The organism is Anaerostipes sp. 992a (assembly GCF_001940245.1).
Lineage (GTDB): Bacteria > Bacillota > Clostridia > Lachnospirales > Lachnospiraceae > Fimousia.
The window spans coordinates 286,397-310,383 of record NZ_MJIG01000003.1 but is presented as its reverse complement, the minus strand read 5'-3'; the positions used below and the strand labels follow the sequence as shown (position 1 = coordinate 310,383).

Here is a 23,987-nt window from a genome sequence, read left to right as displayed (position 1 = left end):
CGTATTCTCCTATTTGCGAATTGCTTTGTGGTAACGATAAAAATCACCTAATTCTTTGTTGCGCTGTCCACCCCAAAGCTGAATAATATTAACACCGGAAGAAGTATTCGCTTCGATAATGCAGATTCCTTCTTCTGTCACAAGAATATCCCAGGCAATAAAATGCATAAAGGATACTTTGTTGGCCAATGCAAGAATCTCCTTCTTAATATCCTGCCATCCTGGAATGACCGCACCTTTGATCTTAGCTCCGGAATCCGGATGTACCTCATGCACCTCTAAGGAGTGCAGACTTCGTGCTTCTGACAATTCTCCAGTCTCAAGATCAATCTTGCTGACCAGTCCTCCACGGCTTCCGTTATCTACTGGAATGGTTACAGAAGTACCAATTCTCTGAACAGCAAAGAAAATTTTAATTTTCTGAGTCTCAATATCCCTCATAGTAATCAAACGAATCGTATTGACAGTTTTATCATAAAGATCAGAGGAATATGAATGCTGCTGCATACATTCACTGATCATCCAGTCATCATTTTTTCTCATATAGTTAATGATCTCTTTTCTGGAGCTTCGTTTTATCCCAATATACGGTTTTCCATTGATATACTGAAACTGGTTAACGCCAGTTCCTTTTCCTGCACCAAATGGCTTAATAAATAACTTTTTCTTTTGCTTTAACAGTTCATACAAGTCTTCATAGCTGGTATATTTATCATCGGTACTTGTTAAAAATCCTCTATTTTTCACAGCATAGGTCTCTGGAACTCTTACATACTGCTTTAACACTTCGGCACAGACAACTTTATTATTCATCATAAAATCAAAAGGTTCATTAATATAACGGGAACGATACCAGTCAAATTCTGAAAGATATTCATTCTTATCATTATGATCAAAATCATACAAAACATATTGGTCTGCCAGATATCCGCCAAAAATATTAGACTTTAATTTTGTCTTAAGCGGCACATCAAAATGATCCTTTGCAAAAATAATCCTTCTCCAGTACAATACAAAAAGCTTCATTATTTTCATGCATTTTTTTATCAATTTCATTATTTTCATTGCTTTTTCCCCATTTTTTCAATTATTATATTTGAAATCGTCTTTGTTGAAACACCCATACGTTCTGGAAGGTACTTTCTCCGATACTCATCCAACAATTCCTGCGGATACTCATCCCTTTCCAATGCTTCCGCAAGATCTGACGCCTTTCGAAAAACGCATCCCGGCATAGTCTCAAAAAGATTAATATTCAAACCATTTTTCTCATCATATTCGTCATAATCATATACATAATAATATGTCTGCTTATTTAAAACAGCTCCTTCTACTGCAATTGCTGAATAATCTGTAATCAGATAATCACACACGGTCAACAGATCCACTGCTTTAAACTCATCACAAGTATATACCTCTTTTGCCACCTTATCAAGCTTTTGATTAGGATGACTTTTTAAAATCAGAATATATTGCTCAAAATCAACACACTGAGCCAATTCCTCCCAATGCGCTTCCCAGCCTCTTCGAAACGTAGGTGCATAGAGAAGCACCTTCTTCTTCTGAAACTCCGGATATTGCTCCAGAATTCTCTTTCTCGTCTTTTGCTCCATCTGAAGAAGGTAATCCATCCTTGGAAGACCACAATTTAAAAGTACCTCTTCTTTCACACCAAAGGATTGACAATAAAATGGGTTCCACGCCTTACCACCCGCAATAACAATATCATAGTTCTTATGCATTGCCATGGCTTTGGCAATCTTCTCATTTCGTCCACCTTCCCGACCCAGTGACTGATAACCTGACTGCTTGATCTTGCCCATGGCATGCCAAAGCTGAATGACCGTTAGGTCTTTCTTATGCTTCAACATGGAAATCGGAGGCCAATACGTATCCAACACACATACCCTTGCTGTGGCAATATGATACAGACTCTTTAGCAAGCACCATGCAAAAACCACATAATCTTTCACCCCAGAATCGCATCTCTTACAGATATTTATGATGTTCACATCCGGCTTCTTTTTTCTCAGGGATTGCTGAAGAAGACGGAAGTCCAGATTCACTTCATTGGCCTGGCGGCTTAAAAAAACCACCTTATTTTCGTTTGTCGGAAGGCATTTGCATGGTGCATACAAAACTGCCATTCCCATCTGAAAAAGCTTGATTAAAAATACCTTCACAAAATCCCTCTTTTCTCATCTATTCTTCTGCCGGATGAAACAAAAGCTGCTTTTCTTTTTCTGAATCATCAAAAGCTTCTGTACTATCTGGCTTTAATACTACTCCCACTGTCTGAAAGATCAGCTGGATATCTTTTAAAATACTGTAATTCTCAATGTACATAATATCCATGACCAGCTTGTCCTTAGGTGTCGTATTATATTTTCCTGCCACCTGTGCATATCCGGTAAGCCCTGCCTTCACCCGCAGTCGATACTTGAACTCCGGAAGCTGCTTCGTATAAGCAGTCACGTTCTCAATCATCTCCGGACGGGGACCTACAAATGACATATCCCCTTTTAGAATATTGATCAGCTGTGGTAGCTCATCAATCCTGGTTTTCCGTAAAAAGCTTCCTGGTTTTGTAATTCGACTATCACCTTTTCTGGCAGATCGATTCTCTACATGTTCTTTCATCGTACGGAACTTATACACTTCAAAAATACGTCCATTCAAGGTTGCTCTCTTTTGCTTAAAAAAAACAGATCCACCATCATAACATTTGATTGCAATGGCCGCTCCAATCGAAAATGGAAGCGTAATCACTCCTATTACAATCGCCAGTGTTAAATCCAGCAACCGCTTCATGATCCTCTGTTCCATCGTAAGACTCTGCACATCCGAATTAAGCAGAGAAACATCATCAAGCATATAATACTCTGCATTCACCTCGATTATATCATGCAGCTCTGGATTATAATAAATGTTGATTCTTTCCTGATAACAAAACCGTATGATCTCGGTTCGCTTTTGGACTGGAACTTCATAGATGAATACCGTCTGATAGTCCTTAATCCTCTCTAGAATATCCTTCTCTTTATAATCAAATACCGCCTCCGGATGATACTGCTTCTGATATTTGGAAATTACACGCATGATTGCATCCAGATTCTTCTGACTTGACGTAACAATACACGTCTTCTCTGGCTTATTGATCAAGAAAAACAACTCATTTCCCAAATAAACAAAAATCGCGATCAACAACAATTGCATGGCAAACGCCAGTATCAACCAACTGATACTTCGTATACGAAAAGCATAAATACTTGGTTCGTTTGTCCTCATGATCATCAGCTGCACATATGTGATAATATCCGTAAAAAAGGTTGCAAGCCCGAGTGATACGATAATAGGCTTACTCTTCTTCCTTCCCACGTCATATTTCCCATAAATAGATAAAAATAACATCTCTACAACTAAAAATGTCGTGATGGTAATTCCCAGTGTTCTGGAAAGTGCTCGTAACGAATGGCTCTCCTTTCCTAAACAGACCAAAAATGTTCCCATAAGCAATAAATACAAAATTCCTTTGATGAAAATCCACATCACTGTGTCCCATCGTCTGACTTTTTCTTTCATAGTACACCGCCGTAAAATTACTCTTAATATTTAATTTATTATACCGAATATTAGAATCTTTGTCAAAAATATATGTACACTCCTCAAAGTGAACCTACTTTACTTCTATCTGATATGTGTACACACAAAAGACCAGATTCCACAGAATTATTCTGTGAAATCCGGTCTTATTTGCTTTATCAACCACAACCGACTCGTCCTTCATCAAGTATTATGAAAAACAAGATTTCCTATATTCACCTGTGATCGTTTTATTATTTTTTATCTCTAGGATAAGCTAATGCTGCCTGTGCTGCTGCCAAACGTGCAATTGGTACACGGAATGGAGAACAAGATACATAGTTTAATCCAGCTTTATGACAGAATTCAACAGAAGATGGATCTCCACCATGTTCACCACAGATACCCAATTTGATATCAGGTCTTGTAGAACGTCCTTTTTGCGCTGCCATTTCTACTAACTGACCAACACCAGACTGATCCAATCTTGCAAATGGGTCAGATTCATAAATCTTATTATCATAGTAAGCATTTAAGAATTTACCAGCATCATCACGGGAGAATCCGAATGTCATCTGAGTTAAATCATTTGTACCGAAGGAGAAGAATTCTGCTTCTTCTGCAATTTCATCAGCAAGTAAAGCTGCACGAGGAATTTCAATCATAGTACCGATATGATATTCGATATCAGATTCATAGTAAGCTTTTACTCTTTCTGCTGTTTCTACTACTACTTTCTTAACAAATGCTAATTCCTTCTTTTCTCCAACTAATGGAATCATGATTTCAGGAACGATATCATAACCCTTTTCCTGTTTTACTTCAATTGCAGCTTCCATAACCGCTCTTGTCTGCATCTTAGCGATTTCTGGATATGTTACTGCAAGACGACATCCTCTATGTCCCATCATTGGGTTAAATTCATGCAAGCTTGCTTTTGCCATAGCAATTTCTTCTACTGTTACATTCATATCTTTTGCTAATGCTACCATCTCTTCTGTAGAAGTTGGTAAGAATTCATGTAATGGTGGATCTAAGAAACGGATAGTAACCGGTCTTCCTTCCATAACTTCATAAAGTGCTTTGAAGTCACCTTTCTGGTAAGGAATTAACTGATTTAATGCGATTTCTCTTGCTTCCTTTGTCTTAGATAAGATCATACGACGAATCTTTGGAATTCTTTCTGCATCAAAGAACATATGCTCTGTACGACAAAGTCCGATACCTTCTGCTCCAAACTTAACTGCATTCAATGCATCTGCTGGTGTATCTGCATTTGTACGTACTTTTAAGTCTCTGATCTCATCTGCCCATTTCATAATTCTATCGAAGTTACCACTAATAGATGCTGGGATTGTCTGAATCTCTCCAAGATAAATCTTACCAGTAGAACCATCAATAGAGATATAATCTCCTTCTTTGATCGTCTTTCCACCTAATGTAAAGTATCCTTCTTCTTCATTAATATCGATTTCTCCACATCCAGATACACAAGCAGTACCCATACCACGAGCTACTACTGCTGCATGAGAGGTCATACCACCACGTACTGTTAAGATACCTTCAGATGCATGCATACCTTCGATATCTTCTGGAGACGTTTCTAAACGAACTAAGATAACTTTTAATCCAGCTTCGTTGTGTAATTTTGCAGCTTCAGCTGTAAAATATACTTTACCAGTTGCTGCTCCTGGTGATGCAGGAAGTGCAGAACCGATTTCTGTTGCCATCTTGATTGCATTAGGGTCAAAGCAAGGATGTAATAACTGATCCAAAGATTTTGCATCAATTCTTGATACTGCTTCTTCTGGAGAAATCTTTCCTTCATCTACTAATTCACAAGCAATTCTTAAAGCTGCCTGTGCAGTTCTCTTACCATTACGTGTCTGTAAGAAGTATAATTTACCTTCCTGAATGGTAAATTCCATATCCTGCATATCACGATAGTGATCTTCCAGTGTATGTGCAATGTTCATAAACTGATCATAACATTCTGGTAAGTCTTCTTTTAATTTTGTAATAGGCTCTGGTGTACGAACACCTGCTACTACATCTTCACCCTGTGCATTGATCAGGTATTCACCATAAATCTGTTTTTCACCAGTAGATGGGTTACGTGTAAACGCAACACCTGTACCAGATGTATCTCCCATGTTACCGAATACCATTGCCTGAACGTTAACTGCTGTACCCCAGTCACCTGGAATGTCGTTCATTCTACGGTAGTAGATAGCTCTAGGGTTGTCCCAAGAACGGAATACTGCTTTTACAGCTTCTAATAACTGTACTTTTGGATCCTGTGGGAAATCTTCGCCTAAAGCATCACGATAAATTCCTTTGAATACATTGATTAATTCTTTTAAATCATCTGCTGTTAAGTCAGTATCGTATTTTGCGCCTTTTGCTGTCTTCATCATATCTAATGCGCCTTCAAATTTTGCTTTGTCTACTTCCTTAACAACGTCAGAGAACATCTGAATGAATCTACGGTAAGAGTCGTATGCGAAACGTGAATTACCAGTCTTCTTCGCAAAACCTTCTACAGCCACATCATTCAAACCTAAGTTTAAGATTGTATCCATCATACCTGGCATAGATACTCTCGCACCAGAACGTACAGATACTAATAATGGATCTTCTGTATCTCCAAATTTTTTGCCCTGCATTTCTTCCAGAGTTTTTAATCCTTCAAAAATCTGAGCTTCTACTTCATCACTGATTTTTTTACCACACTCATAATAGTTCGTACATGCTTCTGTAGTAACAGTGAAGCCCTGTGGAATTGGTAAACCTAAGCCTGTCATCTCGGCTAAGTTTGCACCTTTTCCACCTAAAAGATTACGCATATCTGCGTTCCCTTCTTTAAATAAGTATACCCACTTTGTCATGTATGTCTCCTCCTGACATTTTATCATTCTATTTTTTCATCACCAATATATTATCACACTTTTCCAAGTTTGTTAACCACTTTTTATAATAATTTACCAATTTCTTCTCTACAATCTCCATTTTTCTATCTCTTTTCTACAATTTATACAAATTTCTCCGTCTAAATCTTCACAAAAGCACCATATTTTTGTATATTTTTCATAATTTTTTGTGTTTTTTTAAATTAATGTGTTTCTTTTTTATTTGAATTCTATTCAAGCAGACGCTTTCGGAGAAGTTGTCTTCTTTACCAAAAGCATCTGGCCAGATGAATATGGGAGAAGCTAATACACTACAAAGAACGAAACCATTCCAGTAAAGCAATCTGCGAAGGAGCTTACATGTTTTCTCAGGCAGAAAACATGTATCAAATTTGGAAGCTCCGTAGCCCGATTGCTGACTGGAATGATTTCGTTCTCGCTCATTTCAGCACCTCATTTAAAAAACGTGCTGCATTTTTATATTGTATTTTTTCAATATCAGCTTCTGAAAACCCCTTTCTCCGAAGTGCCATCCACAAAAGTTCCATCTGCCCACAATCTGGAATTTCCAAAGGACCAGTAATCCCATCAAAATCTGTTCCCAACGCAATCAGATCAATCCCTCCCTGGTTCCTCATATGAACAATATGCTCAGTGAGCCTGTCAAGCAATCCTTCCTCTAAAGCATCATCGATAAATCGATGATAAAAATTAACACCTATGATTCCTCCATGATTTGCAAGTGCTTTTACCATCTCATCCGTAAGATTTCTCGGATGATTGCACAAGTTTCTGGAATTGGAATGACTGGCTAATACCGGTTCTTTGCTGTGTTTTATAACATCCCAAAACCCTCCATCGGATAAATGGGATACATCTACGATCATTCCCAGCTCGTTCATCCGCTGAACTACCTCGAATCCAAACGGCTTCAATCCCTTGTTCATAATACCTGGATCTGTGGAATTTGGATACCCAATACAATTTTCATCGTTCCATAATAAGGTCATCAGCCGAATTCTTTTCTTATATAGATCATCCAAACGCTCCAACCTTCCGCAAAGCATACCTCCATCCTCTACTGTCAGCATTCCGTTCTGCTTGTCCAAACCATGATTCTTCCAAACCTCTTCCATAGATGTCACAATAGAAAACTGATTCTTCCATAGCTTTTCCTGATCTTCCATTATTGCAATCATCTTCATGCCATATTCATATCCATCCTCAATCTGAGCACTGGGTACGAAACAGGCAAATAACTGAAGCAGACTATTGCCTTTCCTTAACCTTTCAATATCTACAGAAAAAGAATTATGGAGCAGATTTCTCTGCCCCTTATCCTCCATAAATTTCCATAGAGTATCGCAATGCAAATCGATATACATACTCTTATTATCCCTCTATCTCTATTATTCAGAATACCGCTGTGTCAGCGTCTCAATAGCAATCTGAGAAGCCCCGCTGAGTTCCTGTTCCTCCTTTGGAGAAATCACCCACATTGGACCATCCGCCTGTGAATAATCTTTCAGCTCTTCCATAATCTTATCCACAGAAAAGGTTTTCGCCGTATTGGCTCTGCTTCCCACATCTGCAACTGAAATCCTTCCATTCTGATCAATTCCTGTCAATACCATAAAATGTCCACTACTTGCAAAGGTACCTGGCCCCATAAGGACAACTACCAGCTTCCCGCTATACAAGGCTTCCAGCATTTTCTCACGACTCGTTCCAATTCCTTTACAATTCAATCCATATTCTTTTGCAATTGCCGGTATAATATAATGGGAACTTCCCATACCATCATAATAGTAGCCATTCTCCACTGCCCAGTCACAAAGCTTCGGGACACTGATCTTCTCCCCAGTAAATGTACTGATACACACCGCCATGGCACACGGCGCACACCCCGCCTGCTGTATGGAGCTGCTTCCATAGTACTCTCCCGGATAATCTGCCTGATTATAATAGACAACCTCCGGCTGTTGGATTACGGATGCTGCCGTATTCTGAGACATTCCCATTACCAACATCATCATCATTGCTGCTACACGTTTGCTCTTGCACCTCATGTGCGTTCCCTCCTTAACGGTTCCTATTATAACATACTTTTTACCAATTTGAAATAAATTATTTCTAAAATGTTACAAAATTATGAATTAAAATTGTTTTTACCATTCCTTCCAACTTTTTACACACAATCGAGTAGGAGGAATTTCTCTTGATTGAGAAATTCCGACCTCTCACACCACCGTGCGTACCGTTCGGTACACGGCGGTTCAATCAACTTAACAAGTAACACACCTTTCGGTGTAGTAATCTAACATTGAGACTAATCCGAATGAGGTTAGTCTCTTATTGCTTATAGCTTGGCATACATCTGAACCTCGACATACTCTTGCGAACCCTTTAGCGTAGGATGTTCGCTTTGCTGCCCATTGGGGCACGCCTAGTTTCATTAAATTCTTTGCCCTGTTTTGTGGTGTTTTCCATTGTTTCCATATACACATACGAAGTCTGAATCGGATATGTTTATCCATTTCTCTGCACAGATGTTTCATACTCCCTATCTTGAAGTAGTTAACCCATCCTCTGATAAGTTGATTGAGTTTCTCCACTTTGTAGCTGTTGCTTACACCCCAGCTACGACAGGTGAGTTCCTTCATCCTCTTCTTGAATTTCTCAACTGATTTTGCATGTGGCTTCGCCTTGTATTGGTGTGCTCTTGAATCAAAATAGAATCCAAATCCAAGGTATTTGAGTCCTTGCGGTTTATCCACTTTACTCTTTGTCATGTTGACCTTAAGCCCTAGTTTCTCCTCAATGAATCGAGAGATATTTCTCATTACTCGATTTGCAGACATTTCACTCCCAACCATAATGATACAGTCATCCGCATATCTCGCGAAATTGAGCCCTCGCTTTTCCATTTCTTTGTCAAGTTCATTGAGCATGATATTCGCTAATAGCGGAGAAAGATTTCCTCCTTGCGGTGTTCCTATTACAGAGTCTTCATACTCATCATCAATCATAATTCCACTGACAAGATACTTTCTCACAATGGAGATGACATCTCCATCCTTGATTGTTCTTCCAATTAAGGTCATCAGCTTGTCATGATTTACTGTGTCAAAGAACTTTTCCAAGTCAATGTCTACAATCCAATCATTACCATCATTCATCATATCAAGTGCTGTTAGGATTGCTTGTTGTGCACACCTATTCGGTCTGAATCCATAACTGTGGTCATGGAATTGTTCCTCATAGATTGGTGTTAGTACCTGTGCAATGGCTTGTTGTACAAATCTGTCTGTTACCGTTGGTACTCCTAGGTTTCTGACACCACCATCAGGCTTTGGTATCTCCACTCTTCGTACTGGTTGAGGTTTGTATTTTCTTGTCCTCAACTGTTCCTTGATGATTTCGCCGTTCTTTGCAAGATGTTCCTTGAGTTCTGTGTACTTCATTCCGTCCACTCCCTCTGCACCTTTGTTTCGTACGACTTGCAGATATGCTCTGTTGAGATTATCACTAGATAATATCTGCTCCATTAGATTACTTGTGTCCATGCGTTCTTTCCTTTCCGTCTCGCTTGATTTGACCATCTTTTACCCGATTGGTTACGGCAGATGTTGTCATTTCTGCAATACGAGACATACTCAAACTGATTGATTGTTCGCCCCTTCACTCCATCCCCATTACAGAGACTTCTTCACTACTATGGGCTCGGCTGATTTCTCACAGTTCGTTGTTACTAGGCTGATGATACCTCTGTGAGACCTCCACGCTTAAGGTGCACGCTCTTTCCTCTCATCTATCCGCCACATTTACTCGTACTTCCAGCAACTTTTGGACTTCATCTCCTTTTGCAGACTTATCCGTATTTCCGAGCCTTATATGTGATTTCTGTCCGTCGGACCAAGAGTTTGCTTACAGCTTCCTTCAGATTCCACCTCACGATGGACACCCTTGCTGTTCGGCTATACACTTCCTCGTTGCCTAGGCGTGTTCGGGACTTTCACCCGTTAGAGCGCGCCCATGGCGCGCAAACAAAAAGAGGAAATGATCCTCACGAATCATTCCCTCCATGTATTTATGCTTCTGTCAAATACGGTTTTAACCTTGTCAATAAATTTGACATATCATCGGTGTGTGCAATTAATTCTAACCTATTATATAACGACAAGCTCATTACACTTAAAATCGATTTTGCATTTAGCTTTGTCTCTTTTCTATCTCCTTCCGGACGAAGATAGATACTGTAATCAAATTCTGAAACTGCTTTTGTAAATTCTTCTATGCTTTTAACATCTTGTAGAGAAATTCGAACTTCCTCCATACTTACACCTCCCAAATTGCGCACATCAAAAACAGTTAATTCCGTTCAAATTCTTTCTTTTTCATCTATTTTTTATCATGATAATACTTTCCCCCGCTAAAGTCAAGTACTTAATTTGATACATGAATTTCATTAATTTAATCCATAGATACTTTCCTTCTTTTCTTGTTTTTATTCATATTTTCGTGATAAAATAAAGAAAATTCCACTGATTTAAGGTATCTGCAGTTCAGTATCGGACTAAGATCATATAGAAAGGAGGTATTTCTATGACCCATTCAATGACGCTTTCAATCTGTCAATTTCCAATTTCGTTTCTCGATTGGAAGAAAAACAGTCAAAAAGCTTTATTATACATTCGAGCAGCCAAAGCATCTGGTTCCAATCTTATCCTTTTTCCAGAAATGTCCTTGACCGGTATCTCTCATATCACTTCCGAAATGGGCGATTCTCATGAAAAAAATCTGAAATTTTTTCAACAAACTGCCATGGATCATTCCATCGCCATTGGGTTTGGCTGGGCAAGACCTGCTGGAGAGAAACTGGAAAACCACTATACGGTGGTAAATCCGCAGGGAGAAATTCTTTCCGATTATGTCAAGCTTCACCCCTTTACCTTTGGCGGAGAAGATCTCTGCTTTGTAAAAGGTAAGGATTTTAAATGCTTTTCTTATCATGGCTTCACTATCTGCACCTTTATTTGCTACGATATGCGTTTTCCTGAAATCTTTCAGGCTGCTTCCAGAACAGCAGACCTTATCATTGTCGCAGCTAACTGGCCGGAAAAACGCAGTTCCCACTGGAAAGTATTAAGCCAGGCAAGAGCAATCGAAAATCAGGTCTATCTGGCCGCCTGCAACTGTGTTGGCACCATCAATAGTCTTTCTTATTCCGGTGACAGTGCTCTTTACAGCCCAGACGGCATAAAATTAGGAAGCCTTTCTCATACAGATGGGCTCATTACCTGCACTATTGCAAATAATGTTTCTTCTATACGAAAAGACTTCCCTGTAAAAAACGATCGTCTCACAGACTACTATAAAAAGATCTTATAAATGATGCCCTTTGGCAAAATAATAGGTAATCATCTGGCAGCGGGCAGCGAACTTTTCTGTCCTAAGCAATTCGCTGGCTTCTTCTCTTGTATACAGTCCGGGATAAATATTCTCTTTTTCATCCCATTCTTTTAGCTCTCCCGCTGCCTCAGCAATCACTAGGCTGGTCTTAATATCACAGATGGCAACTGCTGCAAATGCAGGAGGAAGAACTTCTTTGATCTTTACAATTGACAATCCCGTTTCCTCCATTACCTCTCGTTTTACACAATCTTCCAGACTTTCTCCCGGCTCCAGCATGCCACCGACCAGATTCATAACATAATCTCCCACTGCCATCCGGTACTCTTTGAGCAACAACAATCGGTCCCCACAAAATACCACGGCTGAAATTCCACTATTTTCCCTTCCTAAATGGCTTTTTTTCGTCAGCTCCGAACGGCTTACCATCTCATAATATTTCTTTTTCCCTTCCGATGTTTCATACTCCAGCCGGTAGCTTTTTAAAAATTTTCCATTACTGATCTTGTGCATTCCTTTTAACCGTGGTCTCTGTTCCATCTTTTATCTGCTCCTTCTATCGATCCCATTTATCACACAATGCATGAATCTGATCTGCAAATTTGGCCAAATCCTTATTCGCACCGCCTTCGTTATGTTTAATTACCGTCATCAATCTCTGTCCTGCTGCAAGTAAACGTGCATATACACCAGATGGTGCTTTTTTGCCTGCTTTTTCAGCCTTAGGAACCGGAATACGCTCTCCTTCTCTGATCCATCGTCCTGCAATCAGATCATATTCTGCCCCGGAGTATGGTGCATACGCACACAATCCATATTCTTTTTCCAACGTCTCTGCAAAAATATCACACACTGTATCCTCTCCATGAACAACAAAAACAACTTTTGGTTTTTGTTCAAATGAAGTGATCCATTTAATCAGTCCTGCTTTATCCGCATGACCACTCATTCCTTCCAATCGAAGAATTTTTGCAGATACCTGTATTGTCTCACCAAATAGCTTTACTTCTTTCGTTCCTTCTATCAACGCTCTTCCAAGTGTATTGATTGCCTGATAGCCCACAAAAAGAATCGTCGATGTCGGTTTCCACAAATTGTGCTTCAAATGATGTCTGATTCTTCCTGCCTCGCACATACCAGATGCAGATATGATCACTTTTGGCTGTTTATCAAAATTGATCTCCTTACTTTCCTCACTGGTTACGGATAATTTCAGCCCTTCAAAAGTGAGCGGATTGATTCCCTGCATGATCAATCCCATGGCTTCCTCGTCAAAACACTCCGCTACATTCTTATTAAAGATCGTCGTTGCCTCAATGGCCATCGGACTGTCCACATAAACAGGAAAATTTCCATGCCCAGTCACCAGTTTCTCTTCTTTAATCTGCCGAATATAATAGAGAAGTTCCTGTGTTCTCCCTACGGCAAAAGATGGTATGACCAGATTTCCTCCCCGGTCTAATGTCTCCTGAATAATCTTGGACAACTCATATACATAATCTGGATGCTTTTCATGATATCTATCACCATAAGTAGCCTCCATAACCACATAATCCGCATCTTGCGTATATTTAGGATTTTTTAGTATCGGCTGGTCGCTATTTCCAATATCCCCTGAAAATACAATCTTCTTGGTAACTCCTTCTTCCGTTGCCCACACTTCAATGCTGGAAGAGCCAAGCAGATGCCCAATGTCTTTGAAACGAATCTCGACTCCTTCTGCAATTTGTATGATTTCATCATATGGGTATCCATTAAATAATCCTATGGCACCAATCGCATCATCCATCGTATAGACTGGTTCCATCTCTGGTTTGCCAGCCCTTCGTGCTTTTCGATTCTTCCACTCAGTTTCAAACTGTTGAATATGAGCACTATCACGAAGCATAATATCACATAATTCTTTCGTTGCTTCTGTACATAGAATCTGTCCACGAAATCCTCTTCCGTATAAAAGAGGAAGCATTCCAGAATGATCCACATGGGCATGTGTCAACAGCACATAGTCCAGTTCACTTGGCACTGTAGGAATCTCCTGGTTTACATAGTAATCCACTCCCTGCTCCATGCCGCAGTCAATCAGCATCTTTACTCCCGCTGCTTCTAAATAATGACAGCTTCCAGTCACTTCATGAGCTGCCCCCGAAAACATCAGCTTCATAAACACCCTTCCCTTCTATTATCCAGTCATATACTCAAGTCAATCAGTTTCCTTGTTATCATTATACTCCCTTTTGAAAAAACAGCCAATCTATATAATGAAAAAAGCGGATGAAATAGCATTCTCATCCGCTCTCGTTGTATCAGAGTCCAATCTTTTAAGGAATATTTTCCTGAACGATTATTGTCTTTTTTTAATGATGGCTCCGCCAACCACATAGTCTTCTTCATAGAATACGACTGCCTGTCCCGGGGTAATTGCTCTCTGAGGCTCATCAAAGATACACTCAATCTGGTCCTTACCAACCATACGTATCGTACAGTCAGCACCACGATGATTGTAACGCACTTTTGCTCGCACTCGCATTTCTCCTTCCAGAGAAGCAATGGACATAAAATTCACCTTATCAGCCAGCAGTCCTTTGGCAAAGACATCTTTATTGTCCCCGATGACTACCTCGTTGGTCTCTTTCTTAATGTCCACAACAAAGACTGGCCTTCCCAGAGCAAGTCCAAGTCCCTTTCTCTGTCCAATGGTATAATGAATAATTCCTTTATGCCGTCCCAATATATTGCCATCTAAATCTACAAAGTTGCCTTCTGGAATTTCTGTTCCTGTCTCTTCTTTAATGAAATTCGCATAATCATCATCTGGTACAAAGCAAATTTCCTGACTATCCGGCTTGTTCGCTACCATCAAGTGAATCTCTTCCGCAATCTTTCGAATCTGATCCTTTGAATAGTCCCCTACTGGCATTAACGTATGAGAAAGCTGATCCTGTGTCAAATTAAACAGTGCATAGGTCTGATCTTTTGCTTGAGTTACAGACTGCTTCAGGGTATATCTTCCATTTGGCAGCTGTATAACCCTTGCGTAATGCCCTGTCGCAATATAATCTGCTCCAATATCCAAAGAACGTTTAAGCAATGCTTCCCACTTTACATAACGGTTGCAGGCTATACAAGGATTGGGCGTACGAGCCTCCAGATATTCATGGACAAAGTAGTCAATGACATTCTCCTTAAATTCCTTGCGAAAATTCATTACATAATATGGTATCTCCAGCTGATCGGCTACCCTTCTGGCATCATGAACCGCTGATAACCCGCAGCATCCACCGTTTTCTTCCTGGATATTGTCTGCTTCCTCCTGCCAAATCTGCATGGTAACACCGATCACATCGTATCCCTTCTGCTTCAGAAGATATGCTGCAACAGATGAATCAACACCACCTGACATTCCTATGACTACTTTTTTCCCCATGAGTTTCCTCCATCTATTTTCTATTCGTCTTCATGTATGTCCTTTTTTGGCGGTTTTAATCCTTCAATCTGAATACCATTCTTCTGTGCATAATCCCATAAGGCTGCATGAATGGATTCTTCCGCCAACAAAGAACAGTGTACCTTAACAGGTGGAAGTCCGTCAAGTGCTTCCATTACTGCTTTATTGGTAACTTTTAAAGCTTCATTAACGCTTTTGCCTTTTACCAGTTCTGTTGCCATGCTGCTGGTTGCTACTGCAGCACCGCATCCAAATGTTTTAAATTTTACGTCCCGAATAATCTGATTCTCATCAATATCCAGATATATTCTCATAATATCTCCGCATTTTGCGTTTCCTACTGTTCCAACTCCACTTGGGTTTTCAATCTCTCCCATATTTCTAGGATGCTGAAAATGATCCATTACTTTTTCACTGTACATATTCTATTCCTCCTGTTAATTTGCTTTGATAAAATCTTCATATAATGGTGACATCGCTCTTAATTTCTGAACGATCTCTTTTAAATTATCAATTACATAGTCCATATCCTCTTTTGTCGTTTCATGGCTGATCGTCAATCGCAAAGAGCCATGAGCGATTTCATGAGGCAGACCAATTGCCAGAAGCACATGAGAAGGATCTAAAGATCCAGATGTGCAGGCAGATCCACTTGAACCACAGATTCCAGCCATATCCAGCATAATCAGCAAAGATTCCCCTTCAATGAACTGATAGCTGATATTAATATTATTAGGAAGTCTCTGTTCCCGATGTCCGTTCAAACGGCAATATGGTATTTCCTTTAAGATTCTATCAATTCCATAATCTCTGATTTTTATTTCCTGTTTTTCTCTTTCTTCCATTGTGTCCATAGCAATCTGAACAGCCTTTCCAAAACCGACGATTCCCGGAACATTTTCCGTTCCTGCACGACGATGGCGTTCCTGAGCTCCACCATGAATAAAGGAACCAATCTTAATGCCATTTCTAATATAAAGCATTCCGACTCCTTTTGGCCCATTTAACTTATGACTGCTGACACTTAATAAGTCAATGTTATCTTCATCCACGTTGATCGGAATCTGTCCATAAGCCTGTACGGCATCGGTATGGAAGATAATCTGATGTTCCTTTGCGATCGCTCCAATCTCTCTGATCGGCTGAATGGTTCCAATCTCATTGTTGGCATACATGATAGAAATCAAAATAGTATCTGGACGGATTTCCTTTTCCAGTTGCTCTAAAGATACAACTCCATCCTCATCCACATCCAGATAGGTGACTTCATACCCATGCTTTTCCAAGTATTCACACGTATGCAGAACTGCATGATGCTCGATTTTGGATGTAATAATGTGCTTTCCTTTTGATGCATAAGCATCGGCAATACCTTTGATCGCCCAGTTATCTCCTTCTGAACCCCCTCCGGTAAAATAAATCTCTGTATCTTTTGCTCCCAGAGATTTTGCTACAATATCTCTCGCATCATCAATGGCCTTTTTCCCAATTGCAGAAAAGCGATAGATGCTGGATGGATTTCCAAAGTTTTCTTTATAATAAGGAAGCATTGCTTCCAACACTTCTGGTCTTACTTTTGTTGTTGCTGCATTATCCATATATACAAAACGTTCCATAACTGTTACTCCTTTTTCCTATTTATGTACTATGATTTTAATTCATACTAACATACTATGTTTTATGAGTCAATACAAATTTTAAAAACTTTCATATCTTTCTCTCCTTTTCTCATAGAATGATAAAAAGAAGGTTTGAAAAATTTCCTATGAAAGAAAAACATCCCGTTATACAGGGAACCCTCGTATTAACCCTAGCCGGCTTATTAGCCCGCATGATTGGTTTCTATAATAGAATATTTTTATCCAGAGTAATTGGTGCGAAAGAGCTTGGGATTTATCAGATGGTTTTTCCTGTCTACCTTCTGTGCTTTTCTATCTGCTGCCAGGGATTTGAAATCGGTCTGTCCAAACTGGTAGCTGCACAAAAGGCCTTTTCCAACCGCGGAAACATCCGATTTCTGTTACAACTCACACTCTTTTTCTGTCTGAGCCTATCCATGCTGTTATCCATCTCCTTATTCCTTTTTGCGAACAGGATCAGTATCCATATTTTTTCCACTCCGTCTGCCAGCGGCTGCCTGCAGCTATTTGCCATTGCACTTCCCTTTGTATCCATAAAAGGAAGTATCCATGGATATTACATCGGTTGCGGAAATTCTACAGTTCCTGCTGTTTGCCAGCTTGTAGAGCAGATTGCCCGAGTTGGAAGCATTCTCCTTATTGCATCCACCATTCTCTACGTAAAGTGTTCCGGTGCAATGCTTGCTGCAGCTGGCACAACTGCTGGAGAAATTATTTCCTGTCTTCTGATTCTGCTTCTTTTACAGAAAGAAGAACTGCAAAAAACAACTGCTGAAAGCAGAAAAAGGCTACTGTTTAAAGATTTCTTACTGCTCAGCCTTCCGTTATCCGGAAACCGCATTTGCCTGACATTACTGCAAAGTGTAGAAGCAATCCTGATTCCAGGGCAATTAATGCTTTATTATCATAACCACACATTGTCATTGGAATTGTACGGGATCCTAACAGGGATTACGCTTCCCTTTTTGTTCTTTCCATCAACGCTGACTAATTCACTGGCAACTATGCTTTTACCTTCCATCTCAGCTGATTATGAAAAAAACAATCGTTCTCATATGAACAGAAGCATTGCTTTAGCTACCTATGGTTGCTTTTTCCTGGGACTTTTCTTTACTGGCATATTCTTTTTTCTCGGACCAGGATTGGGAACTGTCATCTTCCACAACAGCGCGGCTGGAGAATACTTAAAGCTATTATCCTTTTTATGCCCTGCCCTATATCTTTCTTCCATTTTTATCAGCATACTGAATGGAATGGGAAAAACTCATCTCACCTTTTTTCACAATATATTGTCTATCATCATACGACTTTTATTCATATTTCTTGCAATTCCACGCTTCGGAATCAATGGATATATATGGGGAATTTTAACCAGTACTTTTGTACTCGTATTACTAAACTATATTCATATTCAAAAAGTCGCAAATCACCCCAAAAAAGAGCTGCCGCATTAACGAGTTAATGCGGTAGCCCCTACAGCTATTGAATTCAAGAATACGGTTTTAATCCATCTGATGATAAACTGTAGCTATGATATCCACGATCTCATCCATTGAATATCTACTACTATCCAAACATAAATCATATTCTTTCATATCGTTCCATCTTCCGTCCGTATAATAATTGTAGTAATAACGGCGCTGTTTATCCATCTTCTTGATCAATGTTCTGGCATTCTTTTCATCTACAGCCGCACGTTCCATAATGGTTTCAATCCGTTTTTGCAAAGGCGCATAGACAAAAATGCTTTTTCGCTTTTTATGATCACTTAAGATCTGATTTGCACATCGTCCCACAATGATACAATCTTGATTCTCTGCCAGTTTCAGAATAATATCCCGCTGAGTCTGAAACAACACATCATTCATTGGTTCAAACCGAAATCTTCGTTCCATCTGAACATCATCTTCCACTGCATATCGCCACGGATTTGCCCTTTTTTCATCCACCTTCATTAATTCTTCATAAGAAATATCACTTTCCTTCTCCGCCAAACGAATCAACTCTTTATCGTAATAGTGAATTCCTAATCGTTGAGACAATGCTTTGGCAATTCTTCGTCCATTACTTCCATATTCTCTTCCGATTGTAATTACCTTTCCCATAACCATTCCCCTTTCATTTTTACTACTTTTATTTTAACACGATTGAATGAAATAGGAAATCAAATTATAAAAAAGAAAAAAAGAAGCACCATAAGTGCTCCTTAAAACAAAAAGCTGCTAACCGGATTCGAACCGGTGACCTCCACACTACCAATGTGGTGCGCTACCTCCTGTGCCATAGCAGCCTGCCTATATAAGTTAACACATGTGATTCTAAATGTCAACATATTTTTTCTTCTAACACAAATATTTTTTTGCATTTTGTTTTTTTCTATAAGACTACTTCAGGCACCAAAGATGACTGTTTTCCATATGACAGTTGGTAGGGAAGTTTACTTACCTTTCCAACTGTTATGGAAAAAAGGAAAGCAGTTCGTCTCATGCCATTTATAAAAGCACAGTATTATAAATTTTTTTATCTGTTCAAAATATAAATTGCTTCTTGTGCTTTTTCCACAGTCAAGCCACCTTCATCAAAATCTGTCAATACCAGCCAGTCTTTTAACGGACCAAAATCTGGGAAGAACAAGTCGTCAATCACAACAAAAGCTTCTATTTCCCCATCATGCTCCTTCAAATAATCTTTGATCTGATTTCCTCGAAAATCCATGACTCCAGTAAGCTGAGGTCTGGTCTTATCATAAATCTCCATTCCCAGACGATTCATAGCATCTTCTAGGGCTGCCATTTCCGGAGAAACCATATATTTTTTATCTTCTTCTTTGTACCATCCATCTCGCCATGAGGATGAGATTACGACTTTTGCCCCAGTTGCTTCGACAATCATATTCAGATTGTCTACACATTTCAAATCCAGCCATTCATTATGAACACTGTTCATAACACCATCCACATCTAAAAATATAACCTTCATAATATCCTTCAATTTTCCTTTCCAGTTTTTAAGTCAAATATGTTATAAGACTATTTCAATTTCTTCTTTGCCCTCTGGATAGCATTATCAATGGATTTCATGGATTTTCCTGTCTGTACAGCTATCTCCTGGGAAGACATTCCCTGCAGGTACATAAGAATCACCTTTCGTTCCAAAGGACTCAACTTTTCTTTTATATCATCCAGCAGATCCTCTTCCATTTCTTTCGCCAACACAATCTTCTCAGGATTATCCTTTTGCGATTCAAACTCCTGATAATCTGCCGCATCCATAGAAAGCGAATGATTTAATGGATGATGCTTCTTTCGATTGGATGCAGTTACCGCAGTGCAAAGCTGACCCTCCATACATATTTTTGCAAATGGATAAAAACGGTCATTCTTTTCCCGATTAAATGTCTGTATGGCTTTGATCAGCCCAATATAACCTTCCTGAAGAAGATCCTCTTCCTCTCCTCCGATCAGATAATATCTGCGCACCGTCTTTTTTATCAAGGTCAGATATTTTCTCAGCAAATATTCCATAGCCTCTTCGCTTCCTGACCGAATTTCTTCTAGAACTTGTTCATCACTCATTCTTTCAAAATTACTTTGCATGCCTTCTCCTATTTTGTCATGCGCTGTCTTACAATTTCATATGCCAGAACACCGGTTGCCACTGACGCATTCAGAGAATCAATATCTCCCTTCATCGGAATAGAGGCAATATAGTCACAATGCTCTCTTACTAGCTTACTTACCCCAGAGCCTTCATTTCCAATCACCAGACCGATCGGCCCAGTCAGATTCAGATCATACATAACTTCGCCGCCCATATCCGCACATACAAACCATACGCCCCTTTTCTTAAGCTCTTCAATGGTCTTTGTAAGATTAGTGACTTTTGCAACTGGCGTGTAATTTAGTGCTCCACAGGAAGTCTTGGCAACTGTCGCTGTCAATCCTACCGCACGTCTTTTTGGAATAATCACGCCATGGGCACCTGCCAGATTTGCAGTACGAATAATTGCACCCAGATTATGAGGATCCTCAATCTCATCCAACAAAATGAGGAATGGATCTTCACCTTTTTCGGCTGCCAGTGCAAACATATCCTCAATTTCTGCATATTGATAAGCAGCTGTATATGCAATCACACCCTGATGCTTTCCTGTCTGGGAAATCTGTTCCAGACGCTCCTTTTTCACAAATTGGAGCAATGTATCATGCTTTCTTGCTTCTCTTATAATGGAGCGGACTGGACCGTCTGTACAGCCGTCCAATACAAATAATTTGTCAACTGTTTTTCCTGAGCGAAATGCTTCCATTACGGCATTACGCCCTTCAATGATATTTTCTTCTACTGGCATATTATTCCTCTCCTATATGCAGTCCGGTCTTTACTAAATAAAAGATCCGTTCCATCTCTTCTTTTAAATATAAGTATCCAATTAATGCTTCAAATCCAGTTGCCATACGATACTCGATAATTGTGGCGTGCTTGGCTGATGTATAAGATTTGGCATTTCTTCCTCTCTTATATACAGACAATTCTTCTTCGGTGAGCATAGGTTCTAGCTCCGTAATCATTCTGGACTGAGCAGATGCATTTACCATATGACTCGCCTTTCTATGATATTTATTTACCGGCATGTTGCCGTGATTCAAAAGAATCGTACGTACAATGACTTCATATACCGCATCCCCCAGATAAGCCAGTGCCAATGGAGAATACGTCCGAATATCTACTTCCTTTAGCTGAAGCTGCTGTTTCATATCAAGAATTATGCTCTTGTCCATTTTACCCCTTCTCTTGTATCCTTTAAAATAATTCCCTGAGCAGCCAGCTGATCACGGATTTCATCCGCACGAGCAAAGTTCTTTGCCTTTCTTGCATCCTGACGCTCCTGAATCAAAGCCTCTACATCTGCATCCAGCAGCTCTTCTTCTTTTTCCGTAATAATCCCAAGAACATCACAAAGCTGTTCCAAGGTTTTTAATAAGCGCTCAGCATATTCTTTAGAACCATCCTTTACTGTAATGTTAGCAAGCTTTACCATTTCAAAAATAGCTGCAATCGCATCTGCTGTATTAAAATCATCTTCCATGGCTGCTTCGTATTTTTTTACAAGTGCTTCCACTTTTTCTAAATTTCCGCAGTCTTCTTCTGTCAAGATTCCTTCTTCTTTAGACTGAACTGCATCTCTCACATTTTCAATAGCAGTTAAAATACGTTCTAATCCGTTCTTGGAACTTTCCACTAATGTATCACTGAAATTTAATGGACTTCTGTAATGTGCACTCAGCATAAAGAAACGGATGACCTGTAATGAATATTTTTCACTGATTTCGCGCACCGTAAAGAAATTTCCTGCTGATTTTGACATCTTCTCGCCGTCGATATTTAGAAATGCATTATGCATCCAGTATTTTGCAAACGGTTCATCATTACATGCTTCAGACTGTGCAATTTCATTTTCATGATGAGGAAAAATCAGATCTTCTCCACCAGCATGAATATCAATGGTATCACCAATGTACTTTTTAGACATTTCAGAGCACTCAATATGCCACCCTGGACGTCCTTCTCCCCATGGAGATTTCCATGCAGGTTCTCCTTCCTTTTTTGGCTTCCAAAGTACAAAATCCAGTGGATCTTCTTTTCCGTCTTCACCACGAACTTTAATATCTCTGTGTCCTGCTTCCAGATCATCGATGTTTTTCTTTGAAAGCTTTCCATACTCTTCAAAAGATCTGGTCTTAAAATATACTGTTCCATCTACCGGATAAGCATGCCCTTTTTCAATCAGAGTCTGAATCATCTGAATCATTCCATTGATTTCTTCTGTTGCCTTTGGATGCTTTGTTGCTGGCTTTACATTCAGCCCCTCCATATCTTTCTTGCACTCTTCGATAAAGCGTTCAGAGATAACAGAAGCATCTACACCTTCCTCGTTGGCTTTTTTGATGATCTTATCATCCACATCAGTAAAATTGGATACATAATTTACATCGTATCCTTTATATTCCAAATAACGGCGCACAGTATCAAATACGATCATTGGTCTTGCATTTCCAATATGAATATAATTGTATACTGTCGGCCCGCAGACATACATACCTACTTTTCCTTCCTGAACTGGTACAAATTCTTCCTTTTTTCTGGTTAATGTATTAAATATCTTCATTTTTCTTTTCCTTTCTCTCCGCTCTTTCTACATGCTTCATAAACTGAGTCAATATATTTCTCAATTCTTCATTCTCACGCTGTAAATGATTAATATCCATTAAGTTTGGATTTGGCAGATCTGTCTGATTCAAATCGTTCTGCGGAAGCTTTACACCATCTCTCTTTACCACACGTCCCGGAACTCCTACTACTGTAGAGTTTGGTGGAACCTCTGATACAACTACAGATCCAGAACCGATCTTAGAATTGGATCCCACTGTAAAAGAACCGAGAATTTTGGCACCTGCACTGACCATGACATTGTCACCTAAGGTTGGATGTCTCTTTCCTTTTTCCTTTCCAGTACCTCCTAAGGTCACTCCTTGATACAGAGTAACATTCTCTCCCAATACTGCTGTTTCTCCTATGACTACTCCATGACCATGGTCAATAAACAATCCTTTTCCGATTTTTGCCCCAGGATGAATCTCAATCCCTGTCTTTCGTGCCGTCTTTTGAGAAATCAGTCTGGCAAGAAAATAATGCTTCTTCACATATAATTTATGGGCAACCCGATACCACATGATTGCCTTAAAGGAAGGATATAAGAATACTTCCATGTTACTCTTGATGGCCGGGTCACGGTCTCTGATGATATTGATTTCTTCCTTTACATATTTAATAAATCCCATCTCTCATTCCCCATTTCTAAATTTGAAAAAGAGTCTTACACGGAATGCTCTTTTGTTACATAAGCAATTTGAGAAATTCTTATGCAACAAAAAACTCCGTCTCTAAAAGAGACGAAGTTCTATCCGCGGTTCCACTCTTAATTAAAATGCCAAAATGGCA

Annotated in this window: 23 protein-coding genes, 1 tRNA gene and 1 other annotated feature (1 of these 25 cut by a window edge); of the genes, 2 read left to right on the top strand and 22 right to left on the bottom strand. The window is 39.5% G+C overall.

Annotated elements, in window-relative coordinates:
• Nucleotides 1-9 precede the first annotated feature (9 nt).
• From BHF69_RS03095 to BHF69_RS03060, 9 genes are all read right to left on the bottom strand, one after another.
• The gene (locus tag BHF69_RS03095; RefSeq protein ID WP_075669608.1) at nucleotides 10-1,065 is read right to left on the bottom strand and encodes a sugar-transfer associated ATP-grasp domain-containing protein; all 1,056 of its coding nucleotides are present in this window, start codon (nucleotides 1,063-1,065) and stop codon (nucleotides 10-12) included.
• Entirely contained in the window at nucleotides 1,062-2,183 is a 1,122-nt protein-coding gene (locus BHF69_RS03090; RefSeq protein WP_075669607.1) for a CDP-glycerol glycerophosphotransferase family protein, read from the bottom strand. Before BHF69_RS03090 ends, BHF69_RS03095 begins: the two co-directional genes overlap by 4 nt.
• Nucleotides 2,184-2,202: 19 nt before the next feature.
• Nucleotides 2,203-3,582, bottom strand: coding sequence for an exopolysaccharide biosynthesis polyprenyl glycosylphosphotransferase (locus tag BHF69_RS03085; RefSeq protein ID WP_075669606.1), 1,380 nt, complete (start codon nucleotides 3,580-3,582; stop codon nucleotides 2,203-2,205).
• Nucleotides 3,583-3,836: 254 nt separating this feature from the next.
• Nucleotides 3,837-6,470 (bottom strand): pyruvate, phosphate dikinase, encoded by a 2,634-nt coding sequence (gene ppdK / locus BHF69_RS03080; protein WP_075669605.1) that lies wholly within the window; start codon nucleotides 6,468-6,470, stop codon nucleotides 3,837-3,839.
• Between the two features lie 324 nt (nucleotides 6,471-6,794).
• On the bottom strand, nucleotides 6,795-6,935 hold the full coding sequence (locus BHF69_RS14125) for a hypothetical protein (RefSeq protein WP_158022545.1): 141 nt from the start codon (nucleotides 6,933-6,935) through the stop codon (nucleotides 6,795-6,797).
• Nucleotides 6,932-7,876 carry a dipeptidase gene (locus BHF69_RS03075; RefSeq protein ID WP_075669604.1) on the bottom strand — a complete coding sequence of 315 codons (945 nt, stop codon included), beginning with the start codon at nucleotides 7,874-7,876 and terminating at the stop codon, nucleotides 6,932-6,934. The genes BHF69_RS14125 and BHF69_RS03075 overlap by 4 nt, the downstream gene beginning before the upstream one ends.
• 24 nt (nucleotides 7,877-7,900) lie before the next feature.
• Nucleotides 7,901-8,560 carry a C39 family peptidase gene (locus BHF69_RS03070; protein WP_075669603.1) on the bottom strand — a complete coding sequence of 220 codons (660 nt, stop codon included), beginning with the start codon at nucleotides 8,558-8,560 and terminating at the stop codon, nucleotides 7,901-7,903.
• A gap of 216 nt (nucleotides 8,561-8,776) precedes the next feature.
• Nucleotides 8,777-10,057, bottom strand: coding sequence for a group II intron reverse transcriptase/maturase (ltrA, locus tag BHF69_RS03065; protein ID WP_158022527.1), 1,281 nt, complete (start codon nucleotides 10,055-10,057; stop codon nucleotides 8,777-8,779).
• Between the two features lie 524 nt (nucleotides 10,058-10,581).
• Entirely contained in the window at nucleotides 10,582-10,827 is a 246-nt protein-coding gene (locus BHF69_RS03060) for an HPr family phosphocarrier protein (protein WP_075669602.1), read from the bottom strand.
• A gap of 269 nt (nucleotides 10,828-11,096) precedes the next feature.
• Between BHF69_RS03060 and BHF69_RS03055 the strand changes: the two genes are divergently transcribed.
• Nucleotides 11,097-11,882: a nitrilase-related carbon-nitrogen hydrolase gene (locus tag BHF69_RS03055; protein ID WP_083650993.1), complete on the top strand. Its 786-nt coding sequence runs from the start codon at nucleotides 11,097-11,099 to the stop codon at nucleotides 11,880-11,882.
• On the opposite strand, the gene BHF69_RS03050 is transcribed toward BHF69_RS03055, so the two are convergent.
• The 5 genes from BHF69_RS03050 to nifS all read right to left on the bottom strand — a co-directional run bounded on the left by BHF69_RS03050 (nucleotide 11,877) and on the right by nifS (nucleotide 16,964).
• Complete coding sequence (locus BHF69_RS03050) at nucleotides 11,877-12,443, bottom strand: NUDIX hydrolase (protein WP_075669601.1); 567 nt, start codon at nucleotides 12,441-12,443, stop codon at nucleotides 11,877-11,879. The genes BHF69_RS03055 and BHF69_RS03050 overlap by 6 nt on opposite strands.
• A 16-nt stretch (nucleotides 12,444-12,459) precedes the next feature.
• Nucleotides 12,460-14,064, bottom strand: a complete 1,605-nt coding sequence (locus BHF69_RS03045; protein ID WP_075669600.1) for an MBL fold metallo-hydrolase RNA specificity domain-containing protein — start codon at nucleotides 14,062-14,064, stop codon at nucleotides 12,460-12,462.
• A gap of 180 nt (nucleotides 14,065-14,244) precedes the next feature.
• Entirely contained in the window at nucleotides 14,245-15,351 is a 1,107-nt protein-coding gene (gene mnmA / locus BHF69_RS03040; RefSeq protein WP_278276970.1) for a tRNA 2-thiouridine(34) synthase MnmA, read from the bottom strand.
• Entirely contained in the window at nucleotides 15,348-15,770 is a 423-nt protein-coding gene (gene nifU / locus BHF69_RS03035; protein WP_075669598.1) for a Fe-S cluster assembly scaffold protein NifU, read from the bottom strand. Before nifU ends, mnmA begins: the two co-directional genes overlap by 4 nt.
• Nucleotides 15,771-15,785: 15 nt before the next feature.
• On the bottom strand, nucleotides 15,786-16,964 hold the full coding sequence (gene nifS, locus BHF69_RS03030) for a cysteine desulfurase NifS (protein WP_075669597.1): 1,179 nt from the start codon (nucleotides 16,962-16,964) through the stop codon (nucleotides 15,786-15,788).
• 149 nt (nucleotides 16,965-17,113) lie between these two features.
• On the opposite strand from nifS, the gene BHF69_RS03025 reads away from it, so the two are divergent.
• Nucleotides 17,114-18,442, top strand: coding sequence for a polysaccharide biosynthesis protein (locus BHF69_RS03025; protein WP_075669596.1), 1,329 nt, complete (start codon nucleotides 17,114-17,116; stop codon nucleotides 18,440-18,442).
• 48 nt (nucleotides 18,443-18,490) lie between these two features.
• Here the strand turns inward: BHF69_RS03025 and BHF69_RS03020 are convergent, their stop codons facing one another.
• From BHF69_RS03020 to cysE, 8 genes are all read right to left on the bottom strand, one after another.
• Entirely contained in the window at nucleotides 18,491-19,093 is a 603-nt protein-coding gene (locus BHF69_RS03020; protein ID WP_075669595.1) for a cytidylate kinase-like family protein, read from the bottom strand.
• A 112-nt stretch (nucleotides 19,094-19,205) separates the two neighbouring features.
• Nucleotides 19,206-19,278 (bottom strand) — tRNA-Thr (locus BHF69_RS03015).
• Nucleotides 19,279-19,508: 230 nt separating this feature from the next.
• The gene (locus BHF69_RS03010) at nucleotides 19,509-19,967 is read right to left on the bottom strand and encodes an HAD domain-containing protein (protein WP_075669594.1); all 459 of its coding nucleotides are present in this window, start codon (nucleotides 19,965-19,967) and stop codon (nucleotides 19,509-19,511) included.
• 50 nt (nucleotides 19,968-20,017) lie between these two features.
• Entirely contained in the window at nucleotides 20,018-20,584 is a 567-nt protein-coding gene (locus tag BHF69_RS03005) for a sigma-70 family RNA polymerase sigma factor (protein WP_075669593.1), read from the bottom strand.
• An 8-nt stretch (nucleotides 20,585-20,592) separates the two neighbouring features.
• Nucleotides 20,593-21,336, bottom strand: coding sequence for a 23S rRNA (guanosine(2251)-2'-O)-methyltransferase RlmB (gene rlmB / locus BHF69_RS03000; protein WP_075669592.1), 744 nt, complete (start codon nucleotides 21,334-21,336; stop codon nucleotides 20,593-20,595).
• A 1-nt stretch (nucleotide 21,337) separates the two neighbouring features.
• On the bottom strand, nucleotides 21,338-21,766 hold the full coding sequence (locus BHF69_RS02995; RefSeq protein ID WP_075669591.1) for a Mini-ribonuclease 3: 429 nt from the start codon (nucleotides 21,764-21,766) through the stop codon (nucleotides 21,338-21,340).
• Nucleotides 21,751-23,154: a cysteine--tRNA ligase gene (cysS, locus tag BHF69_RS02990; protein ID WP_075669590.1), complete on the bottom strand. Its 1,404-nt coding sequence runs from the start codon at nucleotides 23,152-23,154 to the stop codon at nucleotides 21,751-21,753. Before cysS ends, BHF69_RS02995 begins: the two co-directional genes overlap by 16 nt.
• A complete protein-coding gene (cysE, locus tag BHF69_RS02985) occupies nucleotides 23,141-23,827 on the bottom strand; it encodes a serine O-acetyltransferase (protein ID WP_075669589.1) in 687 nt (228 codons plus the stop codon). Before cysE ends, cysS begins: the two co-directional genes overlap by 14 nt.
• 104 nt (nucleotides 23,828-23,931) lie before the next feature.
• Nucleotides 23,932-23,987 (bottom strand) — a binding site (T-box leader) (it continues 168 nt past the right edge of the window).

What these genes read in the sequence shown, in the direction of transcription:
- ltrA (WP_158022527.1), bottom strand. Translation starts at nt 10,057, where the DNA reads ATGGACACAAGTAATCTAATGGAGCAGATATTATCTAGTGATAATCTC.
- BHF69_RS03010 (WP_075669594.1), bottom strand. Translation starts at nt 19,967, where the DNA reads ATGAAGGTTATATTTTTAGATGTGGATGGTGTTATGAACAGTGTTCAT.
- BHF69_RS03025 (WP_075669596.1), top strand. Translation starts at nt 17,114, where the DNA reads ATGAAAGAAAAACATCCCGTTATACAGGGAACCCTCGTATTAACCCTA.
- BHF69_RS03045 (WP_075669600.1), bottom strand. Translation starts at nt 14,064, where the DNA reads ATGAAGCTGATGTTTTCGGGGGCAGCTCATGAAGTGACTGGAAGCTGT.
- BHF69_RS03005 (WP_075669593.1), bottom strand. Translation starts at nt 20,584, where the DNA reads ATGCAAAGTAATTTTGAAAGAATGAGTGATGAACAAGTTCTAGAAGAA.
- ppdK (WP_075669605.1), bottom strand. Translation starts at nt 6,470, where the DNA reads ATGACAAAGTGGGTATACTTATTTAAAGAAGGGAACGCAGATATGCGT.
- cysS (WP_075669590.1), bottom strand. Translation starts at nt 23,154, where the DNA reads ATGAAGATATTTAATACATTAACCAGAAAAAAGGAAGAATTTGTACCA.
- cysE (WP_075669589.1), bottom strand. Translation starts at nt 23,827, where the DNA reads ATGGGATTTATTAAATATGTAAAGGAAGAAATCAATATCATCAGAGAC.
- BHF69_RS03085 (WP_075669606.1), bottom strand. Translation starts at nt 3,582, where the DNA reads ATGAAAGAAAAAGTCAGACGATGGGACACAGTGATGTGGATTTTCATC.
- BHF69_RS03055 (WP_083650993.1), top strand. Translation starts at nt 11,097, where the DNA reads ATGACCCATTCAATGACGCTTTCAATCTGTCAATTTCCAATTTCGTTT.
- BHF69_RS03060 (WP_075669602.1), bottom strand. Translation starts at nt 10,827, where the DNA reads ATGGAGGAAGTTCGAATTTCTCTACAAGATGTTAAAAGCATAGAAGAA.
- BHF69_RS03050 (WP_075669601.1), bottom strand. Translation starts at nt 12,443, where the DNA reads ATGGAACAGAGACCACGGTTAAAAGGAATGCACAAGATCAGTAATGGA.
- BHF69_RS03075 (WP_075669604.1), bottom strand. Translation starts at nt 7,876, where the DNA reads ATGTATATCGATTTGCATTGCGATACTCTATGGAAATTTATGGAGGAT.
- rlmB (WP_075669592.1), bottom strand. Translation starts at nt 21,336, where the DNA reads ATGCCAGTAGAAGAAAATATCATTGAAGGGCGTAATGCCGTAATGGAA.
- BHF69_RS03070 (WP_075669603.1), bottom strand. Translation starts at nt 8,560, where the DNA reads ATGAGGTGCAAGAGCAAACGTGTAGCAGCAATGATGATGATGTTGGTA.
- nifU (WP_075669598.1), bottom strand. Translation starts at nt 15,770, where the DNA reads ATGTACAGTGAAAAAGTAATGGATCATTTTCAGCATCCTAGAAATATG.
- BHF69_RS03095 (WP_075669608.1), bottom strand. Translation starts at nt 1,065, where the DNA reads ATGAAAATAATGAAATTGATAAAAAAATGCATGAAAATAATGAAGCTT.
- nifS (WP_075669597.1), bottom strand. Translation starts at nt 16,964, where the DNA reads ATGGAACGTTTTGTATATATGGATAATGCAGCAACAACAAAAGTAAGA.
- BHF69_RS03020 (WP_075669595.1), bottom strand. Translation starts at nt 19,093, where the DNA reads ATGGGAAAGGTAATTACAATCGGAAGAGAATATGGAAGTAATGGACGA.
- BHF69_RS14125 (WP_158022545.1), bottom strand. Translation starts at nt 6,935, where the DNA reads ATGAGCGAGAACGAAATCATTCCAGTCAGCAATCGGGCTACGGAGCTT.
- BHF69_RS02995 (WP_075669591.1), bottom strand. Translation starts at nt 21,766, where the DNA reads ATGGACAAGAGCATAATTCTTGATATGAAACAGCAGCTTCAGCTAAAG.